The organism is Ignavibacteriales bacterium (assembly GCA_026390595.1).
GTDB lineage: Bacteria > Bacteroidota > Ignavibacteria > UBA10030 > UBA10030 > UBA9647.
The window spans coordinates 145,874-172,077 of the sequence record JAPLFQ010000019.1 but is presented as its reverse complement, the minus strand read 5'-3'; the positions used below and the strand labels follow the sequence as shown (position 1 = coordinate 172,077).

Below are 26,204 nucleotides of genomic sequence, written 5' to 3'. Positions count from 1 at the left end.
AAGCCGTCGCCATATTGGAAGATCAGGACTGCGGTTTGCCGCGTCACTCCCAGCAAATCGCTGAGCGGCGTCATGATCGGCATGCTCAGCGCAGCCTGGCCGCTGCCTGAGGGGACAAGGAAATGGAGCGTGAACTGAACCACGAGCATTGCGTACGCCGAGATGATAGGATGCGCCTGCCGGACAAGCCCTGTCATCGAATCGAGCACCGTGTCGATGATCTTTCCTTCCGACGCTATGACGAGAATTCCGCGTGAACAGGCGACGACAAGCGCTGCCGTCAGCATGTCCTTTGCACCAGAGACAAACGAGTCTGAGAACTCCTTCATTTTCAGGCGGCCGACAAGGCCAGTGAGAATTGCCATACCGAGAAACAGCGCCCCAATCTCGGTGATATACCAGTCGAATTTCAGTGCGCCGACAACCAGGGCGACCAGCGTTGCCGCGAGCACACCAAGGACAATCTTCTGCCGCGCCGACAGATTGCCGACAAGCACGCCCTCGCTGCTCTCCAACCGCTCACCGTCGAGCGCGTAGACCGGGCTCAAAGCAGGATTCTTCTTGATCTTTTTTGCGTAGCGGCCCACGAACAGTATCGAGATCGTCGTGAAGACAACCCACATGACAAGCCGGAATTCGATCCCTGAGAACAGCGGGAGGTCGGCGATTCCCTGCGCCACTCCCACGGTGAACGGATTCAAAAAAGCAGCGGCGAACCCGGTACCGGCGCCGACGAACGGAATTGCAACACCGACAATGGAGTCATACCCCAACGCTCGGGAGAAGGGGATGAAGATGAGGATGAACGCGAGCACCTCTTCGCTCATGCCGAAGGTCGCTCCCGCAAGAGAGAAGAGCGACATGAGAATCGGGATCATGGCTTTCTGCAGCACCGGACTTTTCTCCACGGCGACGGCCAACACCTGGATACCGCTACTGATGGCTCCCGTCGCATTGACCACTCCGAACGCAGCGCCGGCAACGAAGACCAGAGCAATAACGTACGCGGCCAGGACAAAGCCTTTGATGGGGGCGGCGAGCACTTTGTCGATCCCCTGCGGTTGGGGGGCAACCTGCGTGTAGGTCCCCGGGACGACAACCGTGCGGCCATCCTTCTCCATCCGCTTGAACTCCCCGGCGGGTACAATCCAGGTGAGCATGCCGAAGAGAGCGATGATCGAGAAAATCAGAACGAGCGTCGGGGGAATTCGCATTGATTCGCCGCCTCAGTTTGAGAGCCGGATGACTTTTTTCGACTTGAGGTCATAGACGGAGCCGCTGCGCAAAACGCTCATCCGGATGTCCGATGCGCGCACGCCGTACCCTTTGGGATCGCGCTGGACCTCGGACCTTGTGGCGTCGAACACGAGCACGACAGACCTTCCGAGCACTTCAAATGTGTGATCGGGTTTCATCCAAATCGCCGTAGCCTCGTCAATGCCGATTCCCACTTTGTCAGGGTGCTCGAGGATGACGCTGATGAGCCGGTTGCTCCTGCGCCGGATGAGGAAATGCTGATCGACGATCGCGTCGTCAATGAAACCAAACCCGCTTGTCGTGATGATATTGTCGATTTCGATTTTGTTGAATGAGGAATCCCTCGTAGGCCTTTTTTCATCGCCTGTAAGCATGATCGTGCTCATGACCGCAGCGCCCGCGCTCGTTCCACCGAGCACCGCCCCCTTGTGATAGAGTTCGTGAAGCCGCTTCTCCGTCCTGGTTCCTTTGAGAACCGCGGTCAGCTTCGATTGATCACCGCCGCCGAAATAGACTCCCGTCACGTCATCGAGCAAGGCCAGGATGGAGTCGCTGTTCGCCTGTTCGCGAGTGATATAGAGATGCAGCACTGATCCTGCTCCAAAGGATTTCATATCAGCGATGCGCTCCTGTGCCATCGTGTCGCCATAGACGCTCGCCATAGGAAAGAACGCTATCTTCGACTTCTCCCCTCCCGCCAGCTGAATAAACGGTTTCATCACTTCGGCTCCCCTGTTCCCCCCGCCGATGATGATGAGGCTCCCCTTTGGCCCTTCCTGAGCAAGAAGGCATGCCGAAATTGGAAGAATCATGGCAAGAAGCACAATAATGGTTCTCATCGCGGAGACGCCCCGATGGAAGAATCGGGGTAAACGGAGAGCGCCGAGCATCGCAGAGTCTGATTCCTGGAACTCTCCGCGATTCTCTGCAGCCTCTGCGCCTCTGCGTTGAAACATACGAAATGAATGAGAGGAACTGATGTTAGCGATTCTGTACAAGTTCATGTGCGATCCTGGATGATGTGTGGAGATCTTCGAGAAGGAAAAATTCGTCAACTGAATGCGGCTTCTGGGCGCCGATACCGATATTCACAGCAGGAATCCCTTTTGCGTTGTATTTGTTCGCATCGCTCCCTCCCATGTACCGGATGGGCTGCGGAGTAAGTCCGGCAGCGCGCAGAGCGGCTTCGAGCGTCACGACGGCGGCTGAGTCGGGGTTGTGGACGTACGGCTCAAAATCAGGGAGAGCATCAAACTGCACACGCCCCGTTCCCTGGACAGTCTTCTCAAAAGTCTGGCGGATGAGGTCGAGTTGGCGGCTGATTCTTTCCGGATAGAACGAGCGCACTTCTCCCTCAATAGTAACCTTGTCCGGGACGACATTGACCGCTTCTCCGCCGTAGATCTTTCCGATGTTGGCTGTCGTGTCCGCATCAATCCTCCCGAACCGGAGCTTGCTGATCGCGGCCGCGCTGAGAGCGATTGCGCTGATACCTTCTTCAGGCGCGACGCCGGCATGTGCGGCCTTGCCGAAGAACTGCGCGGTGAACGCATACAGCCCAACCGATTCCCGGATGTAAATTCCCGGCCGCTTCGAACAATCAAAAACGTACGCTGCAGAAACGTTGCGGCTGGCGAGATCAATAGCGTCTGCTCCGTAGAGGCCGGTTTCCTCGCACACCGTGAGTGCGACAAAGAAATTGCGATGCGGGGCTATCGTCTTCGCCACCCTCAGCAAGAGGTCCACGAGTATCGAGAGACCCATTCTGTTATCTGCACCGAGGATCGTCGTGCCGTCGGATGTGACCCTGTCATCCCTCACAATTGCCTTGAGCGCTGCCGTTGACTGCACCGTGTCGAGATGGGCTTCGAGGAGAATTGCCGGGGCGTGTTCATCGAATGCGGGCGGAAAGCAGAGAAGGTTGCCGCTGTTCCCCTTGACGATCCCGGCGGCATCGTCTTCAACGACACGAATGCCCCCCTGCCGGAGGAGTGCTGTGACTTCGTCCGTGATTGCCCGCTCGGCATGCGAAACGCCTTCGATCGGAGCGAGACGCAGGAAAAGCGATAAAAGTTCCTGTTCAGCGGATGACATAGTGGGGGTGAACGAATTGTTTCAGGTGCTTGGGGGAGCGAAACATCTATTCCGCAAATTACACGATTTCCTTTCACTGTCAAGCGGATTCGGTGCGCCGCGGGGGATCCGTTGCCGGCGGCCGGAGCTCGGACCAACCCTCTGCTATTCTCCCCGGGGGCCGGAAAAGAGAATCCCGACCGGCTCTCTGCCGATCGGGATTCTGAAGGTCAGACCCTCTTGCGTGTTACTTCGTCAACACCATTTTCCTGGTTTGAGCCGAGTTCCCCGCCCGCAATTCGTAAAGATACAACCCGCTCGGATGATTCCCCGCATTCCATTCGACTGAGTAACTGCCCATGTCCATGCGCTGGTCTATCAACGTGGCCACCTGCCGGCCGAGAACGTCATAGACGCTCAATCGAACCGGTGATTGCTGCACAAGACTGAATCGGATAGTGGTCGAAGGATTGAACGGATTGGGATAGTTCTGAGACAAGCTGAACGCCGTCGGCACCGTCCCCTCCCTCTCCACTGCGGAGATCGTGGTGACACTGAAGTACTCCACATTGACAGGAATACTCGCCCCATTCTGGTCAACGGCGGTCACGTCAAACAACGTGAACTGGACGTTTGTCCCTGAGGTTGGAACGAACTGCGCCGAGGCGATCGTACCTGCGCCCACTGAGCCAGGCACCGTCGTTCTCGACACTCCCATATCAACTGTCTGCGCATCGATCGTGCGGAAATAGGAGATCGCAGTCGTCGACATAAACGAGCCGGCAGCGGCGCTTCCATCCACATATGTGCACGACGGCACATCGCTCCGTAATTTGAATGCGATCCCGTACAAGGCCGGGTTCGACGTGAAATCACTCGCCTGAACCGTCACGGTGAACGGCTTGTAGATTTGGTACGGCCCGATTCCGACCGGTTTCACAGAGGGACCGCCGATAATTATCGAAAGGCTCAAGGTATCGACAGTGATGCGGGCACCATACTGGTCGACAGCGATAACGTCTGAGAGCGTGAACCGGATCAGTCCTGATGCTGTGGAGACAAACTGCGCTTTCGCGACCGGACCTGTGCCGGTAGCACCCGGGGCTGATGTTTTCGTCACGCCCATATCGACCATCTGGCTGTTTACTTTCTGGAAAAACGTCAGCGGACTCGAACCAAGAAACGTTCCGGCAGCTCCGCTGCCATCGACATAGGTGCAGGATGATTTGTCGCATTTCAGTTTGAAGGAAATCCCATACAGTCCGGTTCCGACGTTCATCCCGCTGGCGTACACTTCAACGGAAAAAGGCTGTCCAATCTGATATGGACCGCTGCTCATCGGTACCACCATTGCGCCGCCAACTGTCACAGGAGTACTCGCAGTATCAAAAAGAACGGCAGCGCCGGCCTGGTCTACACCCGTCACATCCGACATAGAGAACCGAACCAATCCGGTAACAGACGATACAAACTGTGCTCTCGCTACTGAGCCTGTTCCGTTCACACCGGGACTTGCGGTCTTCGTAACTCCCAGGTCAACGGTTTGAGCATTCACTTTTCTGAAGAAGGTAAGCGGGCTCGATCCGAGAAAACTTCCTGCGGCACCTGACGCATCAACATACGTGCACGTCGCCTTGTCGCTCTGAAGCTTCAGTGCGAGTCCGTAGAGACCCGAAACCGTGACGGGATCTCCGACACGGACCTCCACCCAGAACGGCTTTCCAGCCTGCACATAGCCGGCCACTGAAGGTTTCAGCGAGGCTTTCCCGGAACCTGACGTCGACCCCGAAGCGAGAATGACATTGTCGAGGTCGCACTTGTCGGTACCATTCTGATACTCGCCGCGTATCAGAAGTCTGGTGATTGAACCGAGCACGGTTTTAAGCTCAGCCGCAGTTGGCGCAGTTCCGGACAGCGAAGTTTTCTTCCATCCGGCGGTTTCGAGCAACGATACCTGGTAATGCGTCCACGTGGTGGCGGGATTGTTCGGAGTGTCGAACACAAGCCGCAACCCACCCCCCTCTATGATGATGTCTTCAATGTCATACTGGCTGCTCGTGTAGTACTGCCTGAGGTCAAAGCTGAGACTTCCTCCATACGAGAATGACTGGTTCCCCAGGAATTTTGTTGGAGCCTTGAAGTACCAATCATCGCCTCCGGCGTCTTCACCGTAAATGTATCCCCCAGGATTTCCTCCGGCTGCCATGTAGGTCGGGCCGCCTGCAAGCCCCTCGACTATCCACCCATCGGTGTTCGTATCAAATGTGCTTGTAACCGTGGTCTGAGCTGCCAGATTACCGACAGTCAGCATGAGCGCAAGCACCACGACGTGGCCAAGCGATTTCACGAGCATCAACCCGGGGATCTCCGGAAAGTTCGTTCTCATCGTTGTGATGATCATAAATTCTACTCCTCCATGGTTCGACAGCGATGGCAGGTCGGTTATTCACGCCCCGCCCCGAGCCAAAGGACCGTGGGGGAAGCTGTGAGCGATTCGTCACAGTGCATCCCCCACCGCCGGTCAACTTTGGATTACTTCATGAGGATCATGCGCTGAGTTTCGGTCGTCGATTTGCCGGAACCCGTCGTTGCTGTCATCCGGTAGAAGTATACTCCGCTCTCCATCACAAGTCCTTCCGTGTTCTTTCCATCCCACATGACGCTGTATGTCCCAGGGGAGCGCACGCCTTCTGTGAGAGACCTGATTTCACGTCCGAGCATGTCGAAAACGGCCAGCTTCACGCGTGACTCTTCGGGGATGCTGAACGAAATCGTTGTGGTGGGATTGAACGGATTTGGATAGTTCTGCGTGAGCCGATATTGTGTGGGGAGCTGAATCTCGGCCTGAGCAGAAGTCAGAACTCCCTTGTATGAACCGCCTGAAACAACAAGAGGATTGCCATCGGCATCGTTCGCGTGGATCTCGACGATTTCGAGAGAGAGCGCCCCTGGATTCCGATCGACCAGGTCGAGCGAAATTGTTGCGAGTTCTCCGGAGCCACTGAATCCGGTTCCACGTGTCTGCGTCATGCCGACCTGAGCGGTCCCTTCCTTATCGAGCGCGTTGCTCACAATCAGAGCGTCACCGAGGACAGATCCTGCCGTTTCGGTCGACACATAACGCATCGCAGATTGATCCGTGCTGTACTTCAGCGTGAATGCGATGCCATACACCGTCCGCACCGTCCTGAGGATGACAGGGACACGCACGCGGCTCGTGCCGGGGCGCCGCGTCACGGCGCCAATCTGGAGCGCGGCATCTGTCTGCCGATCTCCACCCGCGGCAACCACAACCGGTTCGATGCTGTTCGTCGTGACAGTGTGTGTCTTGCCGTAGTTGAGCCCGATCGGCAGGAGGTCCGCCGCATCGATAATACCGCTCCCATCGGCGTCGGCATACACCTTCTTTCCCGGAGGCTCGCTCGCCCAATACGTACGCGTGTATGCTGACCATTGGTTGCCGGGGCTGTTCGCACCCGGCCGGGACTGGCCGTAGTACACACCGAGAGGCAAGATATCGGACGCATTGGCGGTGCCATTGTTGTCGCAGTCACCCGGCCACACTGCCGCGTTGCCACCGGAGGTTCCCGGAGTGATCGTCACGCTCAGAGCCGTCGGAGAGAACTGCACCGGACCTCCGAACGAGTTCGTCGCGATGACATCGTACAGCGAGAACGTGAGACCGAAGGATGTTGTAACCGAAGTCGGTACCAGGAATTGCGCTCGCGCAACAACGCCGCTTCCGTTGACACCGGGAGCCGCTGACTTCGTCACGCCGATGCTCACCGTTTGGGCGTCTACCATCTGGAATGCCGTCACAGGACTCGTTCCAAGGAAGCTTCCCGCCACAGCGCTGCCGTTGACATAGGAGCATAATACAGCGCTGGCACTCAACTTGAAGACGATGCTGTAGAGATCCGACACAGCAGTCGGATCACCCACCTTCACATCGATGTAGAATGGTATTCCCGTTGAGGCAGTCGCCGGGCCCACGGGGATAATGCTTGAGATGGTCGATGTATTCGGCGCAGTGTACGATTTGGATTTGTTGTCCGTCGTCCCGTTGTAGTTCACAGCAATGTTCACGCTTCGGACAGTCCCGTTGCGGGAGGAGTTGTGCGTTGTGTACGTAATCAGGTACTGATTCGCAAGCTGCTGAGAGATGCTTTGGTAGATGCGCGACAAGTCCGCGGAAGTTGGAGCCGCGTAGTAGGCTCCTCCGGTCTGCGTGGCAATCTGCTGAAGCGTTTGGTCGGAGCTTGAGCCGAGCCCGATCGAAAACACCGGGATGCTGTATTGGTTGGCATACGCGATCGCTTCTGTCAGTGTATGTGTGCCGGAGTTGTTCTGCCCGTCGGACATCAGGATGATCGCTTTCCGTCCCGACTGCAGCCTCGTCTGGTTCACCGATTCGTACAAAGCGTCGTAGATTGCGGTGTTGTTTCCGGAGACGACTGCATTAATCGCGTTCGTCAACACGGTCTTATCCGATGTGAAACCCTGGACGACGGTCACGACGTCGTCAAAAGAGATCAGTGCAGCCTTATCGCCTGTCTGCAGCATACTGACAAAGGTAGCCGATGCCGTTTTGGCGTCGGTGAGGGGCGTTCCGGCCATGCTTCCGCTCTTGTCGATCGTGAGCATCACGGAGACACTCGAGCCGCCGCTTCCAACCGGCACAACGGTAAACGGGCTTTCCGTCGTCCCATCTTCTTTTACGACGAAGTTGCTCGTCGTGAGTCCGGGGATCGACACACCCGCAAGCGTGTTGGCGCTGACGTACGATTTGATCACCGGAAAAGCGCTGGCGTCAACCTGATTATAGATAAGGCTCATTGTCGACGAAGAACCCCCGATATAAGGGATGAAGACCTTTCGGGACAGCGAATACGTTTGCAATCCCGTTGCTGTGGACGAGACGCTGTACGCCAGCGTATCTCCTGCAGTCTTCACGGCATTCGATGCCTGGACAGACCACGTTACGACGCCGGAAGCATTCTGAGCAAGTGTAGACGGACTCACACTCTTCGTGGCAGAGCCCGAAGCAAGCGCCAATCCCAGGGGAAGATTCAGCGTAGCGGAAACGTTACTCGCTGTAGCCGTGCCGGTGTTTTGGACGTTGAGGATGATGTCGAACGGATTGGGTGAGAGCGATGTTCCGACGGCGCTCAGAGATGACGGGCCGGCCAAGTTCATGGAGAGAGTGCCCTGAGAGACAGACACAGAGCCGGTTCCATACATCGTTGCGATTGTTATCGAGGCACCCGGAGCGATTGTGCGGAGCGCCCATTGCATCAGCACTGCGCTATCACCGTACGAACTGCCGGTGCGCGTGTAGTCCCAGAGAATTCCACTGAATGTGCCCCACGACCCGATCGAAAGCTTGTCGGGCGTGACAACGCCAGACCCGGTGAGCGTTGCACGGCTGACTAATCCGGGGTTGGACGGCGTCCCTTCGAATGCCTGCCAGTAGGACGGAATGCCCGGTGCAACAAACACCGTATCCCGTGGCACGACACCGGTAGTGCTCGTTTGGAGCAATGCAGCATCGTTCGTGTTGACCTGCGTGTCAAACATCATGAGCAAGCCAGCGCCATGGCTTTTCGTGTCGTTGTTCTTGATTGTGTATTGGATCCAAATCGCACCGGAAGAATCACCGATAACCGGTGTCAACCTCTGCGTTACTTCAATCGAGTTCGGCAAAGTCCATTTCATTACGAGCGAGCTGTCCGACGCATCTATCGATGCGGTTCCAGTGGGAAATCCGGTCGCACCAGAGACGTACCCGCTTGAAGTGGTGTTCCGGGTGTTGTAGTAGGTTGAATCGATACGAACAGTTGACCAACTCGTGGATCCCTCAGTAGGGAAACCATAAAGCAGCCTGCGACCGTCGGCCGTCCCGATTGTAAAACGTCCATCACTCGTGCTCATGGCAACTTTGATGTACTTGTTCCCAGCATTCGAGGTCGTTCCAATGAACCCCGCCCCCTTCTGCTTTTCCAACCCACCTTCGCGCGGCGTCGAGTGAAGACTCTGTGCGAATGCTGACACAGGTATCAGCACGGCCAGTACCATGCACACAAACAAAAGAACTGTTTGTTTAAAGTTCATGACAACCTCCTTATGAATGGATCGGGAATGGAGACCCTTGTAAGACAATAATTCAGTTTGCCGAATGGTCACATCGACTACTCCAGATCGGACAGGTGTGGACACACCTCCACGACAGCAAACGTGACCGAGACTTCACGCGCAGAATCATCAGGATAGAGTTATACAAAGAACACACTGTCAGTTGAGACGAAAACAGGTGCCATTGCTAATATGTAATCAGGGGGGAAAAATCGACCCCCGCCTTGGGGAGCGATCATCGGTGCACTGGAAAGAATCAAAAACTTTTCGTGATAATCAATCACGCCCCACAAGAAAATCCCTGGAATTCGCATGGACTCACCTGTCGGATCATGCAGACATGCGGGACAAGACATCTGCCCGTGGCAACCGGAATTTCATAAGTCCATCCCGGCAACTCGGTGAGGCCAATCTCTCTGCGTGCCATTTCTCAAACTAGAAAAACGATTACCAGCATGGTAATATTTGTCAGAGGAAACAGTGTTGCCAATCGCCAGTCGTCCCATTTCGAGACAGATTGGGAACAAGTTCTTTCGCTTTCTTCCTCGCTCGCCCGCCGCGCATTTATCGGAATCTTCTCAATTCTCTCCCCCATGCGTGCATCGTTTCCCCGAGTTCATTTTTTCCACAATGAATCCCAGCCGCTCGACAAAAAGAAATAGGGCCCCATACGCGGGGCCCCTTTTCATGAGAGCAACAGCAAGCGCAACACAGGCACCTACTTAAGCAGAACGAGCTTGCGGGTTTGGATGAAATCCCCCGCAGTCAGACGATAGAAGTAGATGCCGGAAGACAATCTTGTGGCATCCCAGATGACACTGTGTTTCCCGGGAGTCTGTTCCTCGTCAAGCAGACCTGCCACTTCCCTTCCGAGCACGTCGTAGATCTTGAGCGAGGCCCGAACTTCTGATGCCAGCGTATAGGCAATCGTAGTCGACGGGTTGAACGGATTTGGGTAGTTCTGATCGAGTGCGAATTCGACCGGAGTAACTCTGTCCGATTCACCTACACCATTTGTAATGTCTGAGCTAATAGGCGTCGGTCTGGCTGTTTCAACATTGCCGACGTTGTCTTTGGAAAGGGCGTAGAATGAGTACTTGTGCGTGTACATGTCGAGGTTCACAACCATCGAATCAGCCGTCGTCGAGCCGATTGCCTGGTATGTGCCACTATCCTTCGCGGCATACACTGTGTATGACTCCACACCGGACCCATTAAGGTCATCAGCTCCAGACCAGCGAACGACCAACCTCGATGCGGTCATTCTGGTCGGGATTCCTTTCATCGTCGTTTTTGGCGGAGAGAAATCAAGCGTATTCACAAATTCATTTGTCGCGATCGGCGCGTTCATATCAAAGACGATCGTCGCGCGGTTCTTGATGGTCGTGCCGGAAGTTAGATTCGGTTTCGCATTAACACTAAAGGCCACCCAGCCTTCGCCTTGCGGCGGTGTAACGTTCGGCGGTAGATCAATTCCCTCGATCTCCCACCGTACCATGTTCCCGGTTCGCGTCTTCTTCCAGACATACTGTGCAGAATCATGACTCGTGGCACCGAATTCGAATGACTCTGGATCGAACTCTGCGCGCAGCGTATCAACAATCGTAATCTTCCATGCCGGAGCTGTGGCTTCTTTCTTGTTCTCGAAGAGAATCCGGTAGTTCATCTTTCCAGCTGAGGTGATGTAGTTCTGCGTCCCGAACCCGGTCGGTCCCACTTTTTCGTTCGGGTCAAATGACCTCACCGGATTTGTCTTCTTCAGGCTTTTCGAAGAGATTTCCACATCCGTCGTTTCCGTTACTCCAAAGTACCCCACGTCATCCATGAGCCAAACCCACAACCTCGCCCTGAGATTCGGCACGACTCTTTTGACGGCGCCAATAGTTGATGCAGCGATATCATAGGCACCTCCCGTAATATTCATTGCTTTGGTAATCAGAATCTTCGACAGTTTCTCACCGACTTTCTTCACAGGTTCCGAGCCAATGTTCTCTTTCTTGGCCTGAGGCAAGTATATATCACCCGTGTTGGCGAATATTATTTTCGCCTTATCCATCTTATCCGGAGGAAGCGTTGTGGCTTCCTCTGCTTTCTTACCGAGGTAGTCTATCCCCGAAGCAACAATCTTTGCGCCATACTTCGTAACGACGTATGTCACTGCCGCGGCTGCCGCGGTTGTGAGCGGTTCTATCAGAATCTCTGAGTCCTTGCCCAGGCGAAGTGGACTCGCACCTGACAATTTGCTCACCGGCGGAGAATCAGATGTCAGAATAATGTCGAACGCTCGCGCTTCGCGGGGATTCATCGGAGCGACCCAGAAGACAGCCGACGAATCGTCCCCATCATAGCAGATGCTGTCTGCCGGGAAGATGTCTTTTCGTCCATCCAGCTGGGTAATCTCAGCGCTCTTGATATGGACGAATTTCTCTGTCATGACGGGCAGAAGGAAATCGAGCGTCGGGGAATCCGAGTTGTTGTAGTAATTAATCGTATACCGGTTCGGGGCACCGCCGATCCTGATCTGATTCCTGCCCGAGATCGACACAACTATCGACGGCCTGACGGATGATGGATCGGCTGTCGAAGAGATGACATAGTCTCCGAATCCAGGAGCGTCAGCAAGAGTGATGGAATTGCCATTCAGATCGCGAGTGAGGTTGGCGGTCGTTGAGACCTGCTTCCACGTCATCCCGCTGTCCTGAGATTGATAGACCTGAAGGGCCGATTCAGTATTCGTTCCGAGCAGAACATCGTCATAGAGGAATGTCATGGATGAAAAAGACTGTCTCGGATTCGACGCAAACGTCCTGACGCGCCAGTAGCATTTGACTGCGCCTGCATACGTCGAAGGGACCTGATGGCCGTAGGATAGAATTCGCACCGAGTCGATGGCGACGTTTGGCAGGACTTTGATTCGGGACTTGAAGAACGAATAGTCTGCGATTCCCGTGAACTTCCTTGTTGTCGTTATGCAGCTCCAATTGTCGAGCGCAGGATCGAGAGTCCCGTTGGCGGTAAAGATTGTTGCACCATTTGCGAGCAGGCACTTCGAGTTGGCAGCAACTGTCAGATTAGGCAGGTAGTTGTCACCCACCAACACCACTTTCTCCCCGATAGAAGAATAGGGCGCCGTACTGAGCCGGTCAACAATTGTTCTGTTGCCCGTGCCCGCAAGTTGAACACCCTGGTTGGTGATCGGCTTGTTCGCCAGGAGATTGCCTGTCACACTCACGATGAAAGGATTTCTGCCAGTATATCGCATGATACCGTTGTTGGTGATGTTTCCAACGACGGCAAGAGTCCGCGGGTTAGAATAGTACTCAGAAATACTCTCGACCGTGTCGACGACTGTGACGCTGCCTCTCATCGTCACCAATGTGTTTATCTGCAGACGTCCTTTGAGGTAAATCGCACCATCATAGGTAATATTGTTCATCATCGGATAGTTTGGCGTCCCATAGATGTTGTACCCCGGGGATCCTATGATGTCTCTTGTATTGATCACAATCCCATTGGTGAACCCGGCCGCCTCACTGACCAACGTGATGCTGTAATTCTTCATGTCCATGACAGTCTTGTTCAAATTGAAGCTGCCTGTGAAGACTACATCGCTGGCGGCGACGATCATTCCGAGAGAATCTGTTACCCTGAACGGCGATTCAAACCTCTTGCCCGGGCCGAGCGTGATCACCTGATTGCCGGTCCCACTCAGATCGGTCCGGTTATGAATCCATTTCCCATTGTTCGTGATGTCCCCCGACACATTCAAAGCCATGGGATTCCTGCCACCCCATCTGATAATACCATTGTTCGTCAGATTACCTGTAATCTTCAGGAGGCGCTCGTTTGAGTAGTAGTCCGATATGCTCTCTATTGTATCGGTGATGGTCGTGTTTCCGATGAACGTGACGGTATGGTTGATCTGGATTCTTCCGCGGATATTGACGGCACCGCTGTACGTTACGTTGTACATAGCGGAATAATTGGCGGTACCATACTGATTATATCCGGGCAGCCCGGTGATGTCCTTTGCAGATAGCACGGTACCATTGGTAAGGAGTGTACCCTCGCCCACAAATGTGAGGCTGAACGACTTCATGTCGAGGGTCCTCTTCCCGAGGTCTACAGTGGACGTGAACGTCAGATTCGACCCGGCGGCAACACTTGGTTTGGAGGTCGTATCAACGGTGATAACGCAGCTGTACCTGTTTGCTGCCCCAGCGGTCAATGTCTGGGTTCCGGTCCCGTTCAGCTCAACTCTGCGGGGTGTCCACGTTCCATTGTTTGTGATATTGCCCTTGACTCTCAACACAAGCGGCTGATTGCCATAACTCGCGATAGAGCCATTATTCGTTACATTCCCATTCACAATCAGTATTCTCTCATTGGCGTAGTAGTCGGTCGTATTGTTCAGTGTACCGCCAGCGTTGACAGTCAGGTTTCTGCATGAGCCGTCTCCGTTTTCAAATGCAACGGTTCCCGCGATGACAACATCACTGCCAGAAGATGGGACAACCCCGCCAATCCAGGCGCCTCCGCTGTTCCACCGGCCCCCGGTGACTGTTGACGTAATCGTTTGAGCAGCGGCATTCTGCTGCGCGATGCCCAGCATGATTACGCTGAGAAAAAGCATCCCTCGTAACGAAGTTCTCATTGCAGCCTCCAGCGATTGGTGATGTGGGGAATCCTTGAAGAGCATTTGTCTTGCGCGGTGGAATTGCGCCGGTGCGACATAAAAGTCCACGGAAGGTCATCCAAGAGCGGAGTAATTCCCTGCATGCTTCCGGCGATATGATTGATCGTTGTGAATACTGGGAATGATGCCGGACATGCCTCCGGGATGTTGCCAAATAATGTCCGTAATTATTCGAGACAACTTCGGTGCTGGCTTGTTCGGATGAAGCTATGCACCTTTTCGTTCTCAGTCAAGGCCTATTCGCCGATGATGCATACCAGATTCCATCGCGTCTCATTACGGTTCACGACCAGGTGAACATCCCACTCCGCGGCGACTTCGTTGACGACAAGGAATCTGGTCGAAGGAAAAAAGGGGAATTCTGGACAAGCAGCTGTTAGCCTCGCAGGTCCTTCCGGGCAACAATGAGTACTGATCTGGAAAGAGAACGCAAAATATGGTACACTAACGAGTACAGGCGGCAGACGCTGCCTGTTGAACGTATGGCCACCATCAATGATATTGACTCCGGTCAGGTCCGGAGACTGTCCTGGGCAATGTATGTGACCTGCACCGCCCACCAAATTGAAGAGCAAGGAATGAACTTCTACGGCAGAGTACTCACAATCGTTTGCGCCATTGTCCTCCTGGTCCAGAGCAGCGCGGGACAACAGCTGACGCGCTATCAATACGTGTTCCCAAAACCCGACTCCCGGTACGTATCAACGGAAGCAATCATCATCCTCAGGCCGGGCAGGGAAATCGAACGATCTTCGGTTTCAGCATCGCTGATCAGCGTCAAAGGTTCTCAGAGCGGTCTCCATCGCGGTACGATGATCCTTTCCGATGATCAGAGAACAATGGTTTTCAACCCGCGGGAACCGTTTGTCGAGAATGAACGTGTGAGCGTCGATGTCACAGCCGGACTACGGGGGACAGACGGGTCAACGATCGGCGGTGTATCTTTCCGGTTCGCCACTTCGATCGCTCCCCCTTCTGCTCCAACTGTCGCGGACGAACAACAACCTCCTGCAACGGGCATCCGGGACGGTCGCACAGATCAACGGACCTTTGTCACGGCAGGGGATTCGATTCCCGCGGATTTTCCCCCGCTCAGAGTCGACACGGTCAACAATCCTGCGTCGGGCGAGCTCTTTCTCGGGGTGTTCAGCGGCATAGGCGGTGCCTCAACCTATGCGAACTATCTGATCGTTGCGGACAACAGAGGAAAACCTCTCGCATACAAGAGAATTGGGACTCTCGTGAACCCGTTTGCCTATATGTTCAAGGCCGATCCGACCGGTCTCTACTCATATATCGACCGGACTCCTACAGCCACGAACATCAGGATCGTCGACAGCACATTCGCGCAGGTCGATACCTACCCCAGAGGAAATCCTGCCACCGCGAGCCATGCAGATTTCCTGCTTCTCCCAAACGGACACGCTCTCGTGCTGTATTTCGACGTCAAGACCATCGACATGAGCAAGATCGTGCAGGGAGGGCATCCCGCAGCGAGTGTCATGGGCAACCTCATCCAGGAATTTGACATCAACAAGAATGTCGTCTTTCAATGGAGCAGTTTCGACTACCTACCGATCACCGACACATACGAAGATACACTTGCGGCCTCATTCGACTATTCGCATGCGAACACTCTCTCGCTCGACCAGGACGGGAATATGCTGCTCTCCAACAGGCACATGTCCGAGGTCACTAAGGTCGACAGGAATACAGGCGAGATCATCTGGCGGCTGGGCGGGAAGCGGAACCAGTTTACCTTCCTCAACGAGCATTCCGAGAACAGCCCGCTCTACTTCTCTTATCCGCATCACATACAGCGTCTCGCGAACGGCAACATCATCATGTTCGACAACGGAAATCAGCGCAAGACAAAATACTCGCGTGTGGTGGAGTACCGGTTGGACGAGACAAACAAGATCGCTACGCTGGCCTGGGAGTACCGACACACGCCTGATATCTACGCATCGGCACAGGGATCGGTGCAGAGGTTTGCAAATGGAAACACGTTGATCGGTTGGGGAGATGCAAGCCTGCAGGGACAGACTGCCATAACGGAAATCCGTTCAGACAACACCGTGGCATTTGAGCTCTCGCTTCCCGCCGGATACCGAAGCATGCGCGTATATCGGCTTTCCTGGAAATCGATGACACCAGCGGCGACGTACACGCGCTACGAACTTCTCCAGGGGAACACCTATTCGTTCAACGACACAACTCCCTCCGGCCGCACGGGTGTCCGGCTGAAGTTCAACGAGATGTCGACGATACCCTACAACAGCGCGATGGTGCAGAGATTCTCCGTCGCGCCGGCAAAGCCGCAGTTTGCCGGTAGATCCCCCTGGATGGCATCGCAGCGCGTGACGATTGCGCAGTTCGGTATTTCCACCTTGAATGCAGATATCTCCTTCGACGCCGCGATGATTCCCGGGATTCCTGCTCCTGACCGCGTCACGGTCTTCCAGCGGGAGACTATCGGGACGGGGACGTTCTCGCCTCTTTCGACTTCCTACAACACCGTCAGAAACGAGATCGTGGCAACTACGTCGAAGCTTGGAGAATTTATTTTCTGCTGGGGCGACAACGATACGCTGGCGAGCGCTCCCATCCTCGTCTCGCCCGCCGAAAGAGACAGTGTGAATCAGAAACTTCCGCTCGCGTTGGTCTGGGACCCCAAGGGATATGTGACGGGCTTTCATGTTCAGGTGGCCCTCGATTCGCTCTTCAGGACTCTCGTGCTGAACGATTCGCTCCTCACCTCTCCGGCGGACACGCTCAAAGGGATTTCCAGCGGAACGAAGTACTACTGGAGGGTCCGCTCACGCAACTACGGACAGACGAGCGCCTGGTCGGCCTTCAGGAGATTCAGCGCCACCGCGCCCTATATCGCCATCCTGTCGCCGAACGGCCGCGAGGTGTGGCAACGTGGACAGCAGTTTTTCGTCAAGTGGGTTGGCAACATCAACGACAGAGTGAGAATTGACCTTTACAGAGGCTCCGGCAAGCAGAGCACGGTGAAGGACTCTGTGACGAATCTGGGTGCCTATGCCTGGACGATCCCGTCGTCGCTCGCCCCAGATACAACATACAGGATCAGGGTTACGAGCGTCGCGGATAGTTCGCTGTTCAGCACGAGCGCGGGCATGTTCTCGGTGATTTCAGGTTCGACGGGAGTTGAGGCCCGTGATCAGGTCGCAGGTGAATTCGCGTTGTCGCAGAATTATCCTAACCCGTTTAATCCAAGAACAGCTATTAGCTATCAGCTATTGGCTGATAGCTTCGTGAGACTCGTTGTGTTCGATGTGCTGGGGAGGGAGATCTCCACGCTCGCGAACAATATCCAACAAGCTGGTACGTACCTCATCACGTGGGATGCCTCAGCGTTTCCAAGTGGAGTGTACTTCTATCGCTTGAATGCTCAACTCACGGGCAGGGGCGAGGCGGGGGGATTCGTAGCAACGAAGAAAATGGTCTACGCTAAATAGAGACAGGTCAGAAATTCATCCGGAAGCAAGTCTAACGCCAAAGCGTTTTTGCCGGCGAGCTTATTTCAGATAGAGCATCTTCCCCACTTTTGAGACATTCCCAACCTGCAATCCGAAAAGATACAATCCGCTTGGCAGATTGTCCGGCGCGAAGAACGCTTTGTGCGTCCCGGGCGCCTGCTGTTCGTTCACGAGAGTGGCCACCTGTCTTCCGAGCACGTCAAAGACCTTGAGTGAGGCGAAGCCATTAGCCGACCCTTCGACTCCGCTCAGGGCAGGCAGCACATAGCTGATGGCCGTCGTGGAATTAAACGGATTCGGGAAGTTCCGCTCCAGACGTATCTCGCTTGCGACGGGAGTGTTTTCGACGATAGAGGTGACACTCTGTAGATTCAACGGAAACCGGAATATCCTGTAACTGAAGACATCCGCCGGGAAGGACATCTCAAAAACCTTCTCGCCTCTCGCATTGACTTCTGTCGCCCCAAGCTGACTTTTGCCCCAACTGATGAATGTGTTCCCGTTCTTCAGCCTCTGCACATTCCCCCAGAAAATGCTCGCAACATCAGGTGTATTCCGGTACGACCAGACAAGCGTTGCGGTCTTGTTGACTTCGTCCAGCTTGTACTCAAGAGCGCGGGAAACATGGGGTTTGTGGTAAACGCCGTTATCGAAGAGAACCAGATTCCCGTTCGAGAGGATGCTGGCTGCGTGCTGAGCGCTAAAACCGACAGAATCATTGACGAACCTGAACTGGTTGTTCTTTCCTCCCAACCGCCACACAATGTTCCCGTTCTTCCGGTCGATCTTCGTGATCTCTTCCAGGTTCCTGCTCGACAGAACGAGGTTACTGTCGAGGTCGAAATCGATCGAATTGATGTGCGAGTGAATGAACGACGGGTCAAGGAGATTGACTTCCGGCCCGACGTCCGTCAATTTGTAGTGTTCATACGCTTTCCATTCAAAGACTACATTCCTCTTCTTGTCGATTTCCTGCACCACATTCACAACGACGCTGGCGTTGCGATCTCCGCCGGGGACAAGCTGACTCATGTCAAAGAACCTGAAGCCATTGCCGATGAGCAGGACGTTGCCGTTTGCGAGGATTTTGATGTCGTGCTCGTCGGTCGTGAATCCGTTCTGCACCCAGAAGCTGTCGACGAGAGCGAGCGTGGAATCCATGGCAAAGAACTTGCTCGAGGCATAATCGAAATATGTGAGCAAGCCATTGCCGTGCAATCTGAAATCTGAACACGTTGTGGGGGTTTTGCGGTAGAACACAGGACGCCCCTGGTTGTTGTACATCACCAGATACGATCCGCCCGTTCCCCAATACGGCACAGCTGCGAACATGTATCCGTCGGACGGGTTGTTCAGCGCAGAGATTGTAGGCAGCGGAAGATCGGCGGGGAAATTATCGCGAAGACCGCTGCCAAATCTGGTTTGAGCAGGAAGAAGTCCTGCAGAGAGAGCGAAGATGAGAAGGAGGAGCTGTTTCAACTGAGATCATCATGATGTGGGTGAACAACATTTCTCCCGGGGAGTGCCGACATCCCCGGGAGAAATGAAAGTATGGTAAAATCCGATCTCGCGGCTCGGGAATCTACAGGCTACCTGCTAGTCTTCCTCCTGTATGAACCGCCTGGAGCGAGTCTTGAAGATAGAGCTGGCATCAAGCACCCAGACGCCTCTTCCATGCGTCCCGATAATGATCACATTTTCACGCGGGTGGTATGCAAGGTCGAGCACGTAGGTCATGGGTAGTCCAGTGCCCAGAGCTTCCCAGGTCTTGACACCATCCTTCGTCACATAGACTCCGCAGTCGGTTCCAACGTAGAGAATATCTTTGCTCCGCGGATCTTCGCGGATTACGTTGATGGGACCGAGAGGGATCCCCTTCGAAATATCGACCCACGTTTTCCCAAAGTTTGTCGACTTCCAAATGTATGGCGTGAAGTCGTCATCGCGCTTCCCGGTTTGGGTCATATAGACGGTTCCGAGATCATAGGCAGAAGCCACGATGCGCGAGACCCATTTCTGATACGGCAGTCCTTCCATAATTTCCTGCCAGTGCTCGCCGCCATCCCGGGTCATATGGACTCTGCCATCGTCCGTCCCCGCGTAGATCAGGCCGAACTTCAATGGCGATTCCGAAATCGAGGTCAACGTGTGATACGAAATATCCCCCATCTCCGAGGCCATGTTGTAGGTGAGATCGGGGCTGATCTGCTCCCACGTATTCCCCTGGTCAAGCGATTTCAGCACGTACTGCATACCGTGGTAGAGGATGTTGGAATTGTGCGGAGAAAGCGTAAAGGGCGCCACCCATTCTCCGCGCATCTTTGGCTCGTCATCGAATGTTCTCGGGAGTAAGCGCTTTGAGGTCCCTTTGACGACATCCGAGCGAGTAATCGTGCCATAGAATCCGGCCGAATACACGATTGCGGGATTCGTCGGATCGATCACATGCGTCGAACCTTCACCCCCGGGGGCGGGATCGAATTTTACCGCAGGAATATTGTCACGACCACGGCTCAGATCTATGACCCCCTTGAAGCTGCCGTAATCCTGGACTGAACCGTAGACTTTGAACGGCGTATCCATGTCAAACGCGATGTTGAAGAACTGGGTCGCTGGAATCTTGTCTGTGAAACTTCGCCAGTTCTTCCCCTTGTCATAGGAGACATATGCGCCTCCATCGTTTACGTTCATGAGATACTTCGAGTTTTCGGGATCGATCCAAAGACCATGGTGGTCGCCATGCATCCCTCGTAACGGCTTGAAAGTCTTGCCGCCGTCGGTCGAGACATTCAGTCCAAGGCCCATCGTATACACCGTGTTCTCATCGTTCGGGTCAACGCGGAGCTGCCCAAACACCCAGCCGTATGTAGACGAATGCCGTTCCATGTATTTTCGCGTGGAATCAACCTGTCCGCTGGTCTGCTTCCACGATTCTCCCGCGTCATCCGTGCGGAATACTGTTGCTCCGCGAATGGCTCCTGACGATGGCCGGCCATAGGAGTCCACGGCACCACTGTCAATGGTTGCTGATTGCTGATAGTTATCGACAAAAGCGTATAAGACGTTCGGATTTGACCGTGCGATATCGATCCCAATGCGACCGCGAAATTGTGCTTCGGGAAGCCCTTTATTGATCTGTTCCCAGGTCTTTCCGCCGTCCGTGGTCTTGTGAATTCCGCTCCCGGTGTAGTCAGGCTTGTTGCAGGGATCGTTCCATCTCACTCTTGTGCGCTGCCACGTCGCGGCATACAAGGTCTCCGGGTTATTCGGATCCATGACAAGATCGATGGCGCCTGTCTGGTCATTCACAAACAGGATTTTCTGCCACGTTTTGCCTCCGTCGGTAGTCTTGTAAACGCCTCGTTCGCTGTTCGTGGTCCATTCATGGCCGGTTGCGGCGACGTAAACGACGTCCGGGTTTTTGGGATGAATCACAATGCGGGGAATCGTGTAGGTGTCGGGCAACCCCATGTGCAGCCATGTTTTCCCTGCGTCTGTCGATTTGAACACACCGATTCCGGCCTGTGAACTCCGGAAGATGTTTGCCTCACCGGTTCCGACCCAAACGATGTTCGGGTCTGAGGGTGCCACTGCGATGTCACCGAACGAAGTCGAAGCCGCCTGTTCGAAAACCGGATCCCACGTCGTTCCCTCGTTCTCGGTTTTCCATATGCCGCCCGATGCGGAAGCGACATAGATCGTATAGTTCTTCCCCTTCGGTGACACGACGGCAACATCAACGCACCGCCCTCCCACATTCGTAGGACCGGCAAACTGCCATTTCAAATCTTTGAATGGGGATTTCTTTTTCATCTCCTGGTATTGTTCAAATCCCTTCAGCCTCAGCGCCGGATCGGTGGAGGTGATCCGATTTCCCTTCTTCGCCTGGAACGCCAGACCTGCAGAGGAGAGAATGAGCATTCCTATCGCAGTAGCGAGTATGCGTCGCACGGTATCGGAGAATTGCATGCCAGACTCCTTTTGAAAGTGGAGGTTGAATTAAAGAAAGAAGATTCGGCTCACATCCCTGTTATCAGCGTCACTGCGAAGCTTTGAGTCTTATGACCGTGACGGAGTTTGGATCAAACGTGTACCGGAAGATCCTGCCGACCCCCTGGACCACCTTTGATCTTGGCACAACCTTCATTGGTGCCTCGATGGAGTTCTCGTCCCGTGGATTGGCAGATGTCAGGATGGAGACTTCGCAATTCGATCCGACTAACGATGCGCCATCGATCGAAATCCGTGTATCAATCGATTGGCTCGACACGTTTGCGACTTTCATGATAATGTCGCCCGATGCCGTCACTCGGCTGACAACGGCGTGGAGCGGCTTCAGATGAGCAAGATCATAGGTGAAGTCATGGACAAGCTGGCCGTCAAGAAAACACTTAACGTGCTCTCCGTTCAATAAAAGAGAATCAGGAATCCCTCAGCCCCGCCGATTTTACGCGCCTTCAACGTATAGGTATAATCAGTCCATGTTGAATCACCAAACAGCGCCATGCGCTTCGAGCCGCCTTCCGACTGCCTCATCGCGTCGTTGACCAGCTTCCATTCGCCCCCCAAAGGCAGCCATCCCTTGGCATTCGTCTCGAAATCACTTTGATAAAGAGTCTTCCCTCCTCGTACGACCTTCACATCCTTGAACTCTGACTGCGTATTCCACGTGCCGAGTCCGATCTTGCCGTTGCGCGGCGGCAGAGGTTCTTGGATCAGGTCCTGAGTCTCCCACTCGCTTTGCAGAACCACGTCGCCGCGGTTGCTGCTGAACATCTGTTGGACGTAGTACGATGGGGTCCCGTACGCCGATGCAGCGTTGAAATTGATGAGGTCGGGGTTCCATTTCTTGTACTGAACATTCGCGAACAGCGGAGCAAAGGAACTCAGCGTGACGACGTCTGCGTTGCGCTCCATCCCAGTCATAAACGCCGCTTCCGCCACGGCAGCGCGAAGGTTGCCGTTACCGCATCCTTGCGTCACCGCGTACTCGCCGACGTAGATAATCGGCCCCTTGCGGTCGTAGCTGTCATAACGATCGGCGTTGCTGATGAAAAATCTGGGCGAGGAGTAATAATGTTCGTCGATCAGTTCGCTGGGGCGGTTCTTGGGATAGCCTCCCCAAACATTTGTGATCAGGTGAACGTCCGGGTACTGAGCTTTGATGGCATCATAGAAGAGGGCAAATCGTTCAGCATAAGGCTCCCCTCCATTTTCATTGCCGATTTCCATGTATTTCAGTTTGAAAGGAACCGGGTGGCCGTTCTTGGCACGCAGCGAACCCCAGCGAGAGTCCACTGAACCGTTCGCATATTCCAGAGCGTCGAGCGCATCCTGAACCCACGGTTTCATATCCCTGAGCGGCACGGTTTCCGTGTGCGACATGCCGCAGTTGATCACGAACAGCGGCTCCGTGCCGAGGTCTTCACACATCTGGAGATACTCGTGGAACCCTAATCCGTTCGTTGAAAAGTACTGCCAAATGTTATATTGATAGCGCCGGTCTGCGACATCGCCGATTGTCTGCTTCCATCGGTACGACAAACGGAGGTTGTCACCCTCGACCCAGCATCCTCCAGGAAACCGAACGAATGCAGGCTTCATATCCAGAAGCATCGTCGCCAAATCCGATCGAAGTCCGTTGGAGCGGTTCTTGAACGTGGCTTTCGGAAAAAGAGAGACCATGTCGAGGAACACCTGTCCGGGCTCCCGGATCCTGATGACCATCCGCGCATCGGGGCAGCTCTTTCCTGCGACAAGCGTGGCAGTGAATCGCTTCCAGTCCGATCCCACACCCCTCACCAACGTCGAGGCAAGGATTTCTTCTTCCGGGCTCTCCAGGACAACGAGGAGCGTGTCATTGATACCATCGAGAGCCATCGCGTTCAACGAAAGATCATACGATGCGCCTTTCGTCACCGGGATTCCCCAGTATCCGCTGTTCGCTATGCCGACATATCCTTCGAGCGCCAGAAGCACCTTGATTTTGAGATAGTGCTCGTTTTTCTCGGTCATCGAGTACATCGAGTCAACGGTAACCTCGGCATCGACCATTCCTTCTTTGATGATCTTCCAGTGTGCAAGGGTGCCGGGTTCTTCGAATGACCTGTTGCGGATGAGCTCACCATAGAGCCCGCCGTCACCCGCACAATTGATTTCCTCAAAGAAAATTCCATAGAGCGTCGGGCTGATCTGCGGGCCTGGTTTGTCAGCGTGCACCAGAAGCGACGCAGTCGGACCTGTCTGACCGACAGCACGGCAGATCATCAGAGCGCATAGAAGCCCACTAACCAGAACAGCACGCTTCCAGGCTGATTGTGTGTTCAAGAGACTTCCCGCAGAATTCATACTCGACTTTTCCTGCAACGTACCAACTGAAGGGATGTTCAGAATTTTATCCGCCACCTGACGGTTTTCGAATCTTCGGACTTGAGCGTCACTTCTCGCATCAATCCACGCTTGGAAACAGCAACAACCGCAGCCCCCTCGCACTCCGTCCCTTGATACTGAGATCCAACCGGCTCATAGACAAAGATCGTGTACGGATCAGCGGACACAACATCGCTCGTTCCTGCCAGAGCATGGCCATCCCAAGATACATCGCGAAGTTCGTATCCGCCACAGGATATATGGCGGCTTGTCGCAACAAGTTGTGGATGGTTCTCCCGTTCCCTGATACAGAAAAGCTGGCAGTTGTATTTGGAACTGATTTCCCCCGGGTCAAACGCTTCGGCAAACGCCCCCTTCAAAGACCTGGTCCAATACTCGAACACGAGGTACTCCCGATCGGGCGGCAGACCCAAATCCGAGAAACGAATCTCATGGAACTCTCCCCCGGTTCTTCCCAGGACGAGCCACGAGCCGAATGACCTGTTGACCTCAAGCGAGTACAGATGGCACAGAGGAACATACCCCGCATCAAACACGCGTGGTCCCGAGCCGCTCACCTCCTCGTTGACACGGTGGAGGTTATCGGAACGGGACGCGTCGACATCGTACAGTTGTCCGGGTTGCGTAAAGAGGACCGGGGCCGCCCTCCTGGCGGGTTCGATGACAGGCGTCTTATAGACCGCCGGCTTGTCCGTCAGCATCAAGAGGGAACCGGTCAGCGAGGTTACCATCGTCGATTTGTAGGCATCCTCGTTCAACTCGATATGGTCCGGGTCATTGCGCCAGACGATGTTGTTGAAGGAGTTGTATTGTGCGAGTCCGGCGTAGGAGAACCCGTCGTCGCCGATGCGGCAGCCATCGATGATCCCGATGAGTTCGGGGCGGATTCCCCAGCATCCGAGCATGAAATGGTCTCTTCCGATTTCTCCGCGGACGGTTTTTGCATACTTCCGGTAGGCATCAACAAGATCGACCTTCTTGCGGTCGAAATAGTCACGGTTGGCGTTGTATCCTTCGTACCGGAGATGCCGCAATCCGTCAACCTTGAAGTACTCCCAGCCCTGATCACGGAATCCCTTGAAGATGGGGCGGACGACGTTCTGTAATGCTTCAGGATTCGAAGCATCGAGCGGATACTGGATCCAGTTTCCCTGGACGGGCATCCCCTTCGCATCTCGAAGAAACCAATTGGGGTGCTTTCGTGCGAGGGTGTCGTCAAAGATACCGACGCCCATCCAGAGTCCCGGTTTCAGCCCCTTACCCCTGATGTACTCGGCGAGGTACTTGAGACCGTGCGGGAACTTGTCGTTCGGATTGAGCCACATGTCCGGACCACCGTTGCCGCGCTGATAACCGTCGTCCATTTGAAAATACTCATACCCAAAAGGACGGAGCGCATCGGAGAAAACGTCCGCCGTTTCGATCATGTCTTTTTCGGACACCTTGTCGAAAAACGCGAACCAGGAAATCCATCCTGCCACGGACTGTGTCCACGGCTTGTATGTCCACGGTTCAAAGAATTCCAACCCGCGATGATTCTGATAGAAGCGCGGTCTGAAACGAAGGACGATCTCATATCCTTCGATGTCAACTGAGAAGGAGTGCCGGTCCTCCCGCAGCTCCATTGGCGCAATGGCGAACTTCGGATTCGCGTCAACGGAGAAAGCCCAGTCCCGCTTCCTGTCATAGACCGCTCGATTCCGCAGATTGCGTCCGATCCCGGACGCATGCCGGACAATTAAAGGACCCTGGTTTCCCCTCTCCGTCGGGCGGTCCGCCTCGCACGGAAATGCTTCCTCGCTGCCGACGACGGTTCCGCTGATCCTGATCTTCTTGTTCCAATCCATCGTCGTCAGGAGGACGATTTGCTGAATTTTCCGTCCATCCTGGTAGACCTGCGTGCGCTGATGAATATCCGCGCCTCCACCGGTCATCGTTCCGGAGAAGAGAATCTGTCCGTCGTACCGGATTGTGATTGCGTCGTTTTTGATCTCAACCGACCCGGGAGAGTTGGGAGGCGCAGCAACCTCCTGCGGCCGCGAAAACGCAACGGAGAGGGAGACCGTGATGAGAGCAAAGAGAAGCCTGCTATGGCGTCGATTCATGAATGATGTTCGGAAATTGGTAATGAGAGTCTGCCGATAAAGGCC

General features: G+C 54.6%; 13 protein-coding genes. 2 read left to right on the top strand and 11 right to left on the bottom strand.

All coding sequences use genetic code 11. The annotated features are described in order from the left end of the window. From NTU47_08195 to NTU47_08170, 6 genes are all read right to left on the bottom strand, one after another. A partial coding sequence (locus NTU47_08195; GenBank protein MCX6133777.1) for a YfcC family protein occupies positions 1-1,214 on the bottom strand: 1,214 nt, incomplete at its 3' end. A 12-nt stretch (positions 1,215-1,226) separates the two neighbouring features. After that, a complete protein-coding gene (locus NTU47_08190) occupies positions 1,227-2,261 on the bottom strand; it encodes a cyanophycinase (protein MCX6133776.1) in 1,035 nt (344 codons plus the stop codon). After that, positions 2,239-3,351 (bottom strand): M20/M25/M40 family metallo-hydrolase, encoded by a 1,113-nt coding sequence (locus NTU47_08185; GenBank protein MCX6133775.1) that lies wholly within the window; start codon positions 3,349-3,351, stop codon positions 2,239-2,241. Before NTU47_08185 ends, NTU47_08190 begins: the two co-directional genes overlap by 23 nt. 226 nt (positions 3,352-3,577) lie before the next feature. Beyond that, entirely contained in the window at positions 3,578-5,731 is a 2,154-nt protein-coding gene (locus tag NTU47_08180; GenBank protein MCX6133774.1) for a T9SS type A sorting domain-containing protein, read from the bottom strand. Between the two features lie 131 nt (positions 5,732-5,862). Then, entirely contained in the window at positions 5,863-9,441 is a 3,579-nt protein-coding gene (locus tag NTU47_08175) for a VWA domain-containing protein (GenBank protein MCX6133773.1), read from the bottom strand. Between the two features lie 739 nt (positions 9,442-10,180). After that, positions 10,181-14,116: a T9SS type A sorting domain-containing protein gene (locus NTU47_08170; protein ID MCX6133772.1), complete on the bottom strand. Its 3,936-nt coding sequence runs from the start codon at positions 14,114-14,116 to the stop codon at positions 10,181-10,183. A gap of 251 nt (positions 14,117-14,367) precedes the next feature. On the opposite strand from NTU47_08170, the gene NTU47_08165 reads away from it, so the two are divergent. Both NTU47_08165 and NTU47_08160 read left to right on the top strand, forming a co-directional pair. After that, positions 14,368-14,538 (top strand): hypothetical protein, encoded by a 171-nt coding sequence (locus tag NTU47_08165; GenBank protein ID MCX6133771.1) that lies wholly within the window; start codon positions 14,368-14,370, stop codon positions 14,536-14,538. A 102-nt stretch (positions 14,539-14,640) separates the two neighbouring features. Continuing rightward, positions 14,641-17,643, top strand: a complete 3,003-nt coding sequence (locus NTU47_08160) for an aryl-sulfate sulfotransferase (GenBank protein MCX6133770.1) — start codon at positions 14,641-14,643, stop codon at positions 17,641-17,643. Positions 17,644-17,703: 60 nt separating this feature from the next. Here NTU47_08160 and NTU47_08155 read toward each other — a convergent pair whose 3' ends face one another. The 5 genes from NTU47_08155 to NTU47_08135 all read right to left on the bottom strand — a co-directional run bounded on the left by NTU47_08155 (position 17,704) and on the right by NTU47_08135 (position 26,159). After that, on the bottom strand, positions 17,704-19,143 hold the full coding sequence (locus NTU47_08155) for an aryl-sulfate sulfotransferase (protein ID MCX6133769.1): 1,440 nt from the start codon (positions 19,141-19,143) through the stop codon (positions 17,704-17,706). A gap of 117 nt (positions 19,144-19,260) precedes the next feature. Then, positions 19,261-21,633 (bottom strand): hypothetical protein, encoded by a 2,373-nt coding sequence (locus NTU47_08150; GenBank protein MCX6133768.1) that lies wholly within the window; start codon positions 21,631-21,633, stop codon positions 19,261-19,263. 70 nt (positions 21,634-21,703) lie between these two features. Beyond that, positions 21,704-22,075, bottom strand: a complete 372-nt coding sequence (locus NTU47_08145; GenBank protein ID MCX6133767.1) for a hypothetical protein — start codon at positions 22,073-22,075, stop codon at positions 21,704-21,706. Next, complete coding sequence (locus NTU47_08140) at positions 22,072-23,991, bottom strand: hypothetical protein (GenBank protein ID MCX6133766.1); 1,920 nt, start codon at positions 23,989-23,991, stop codon at positions 22,072-22,074. The genes NTU47_08145 and NTU47_08140 overlap by 4 nt, the downstream gene beginning before the upstream one ends. Before the next feature lie 59 nt (positions 23,992-24,050). Further along, entirely contained in the window at positions 24,051-26,159 is a 2,109-nt protein-coding gene (locus tag NTU47_08135) for an alpha-galactosidase (GenBank protein MCX6133765.1), read from the bottom strand. Between the last annotated feature and the right edge of the window lie 45 nt (positions 26,160-26,204).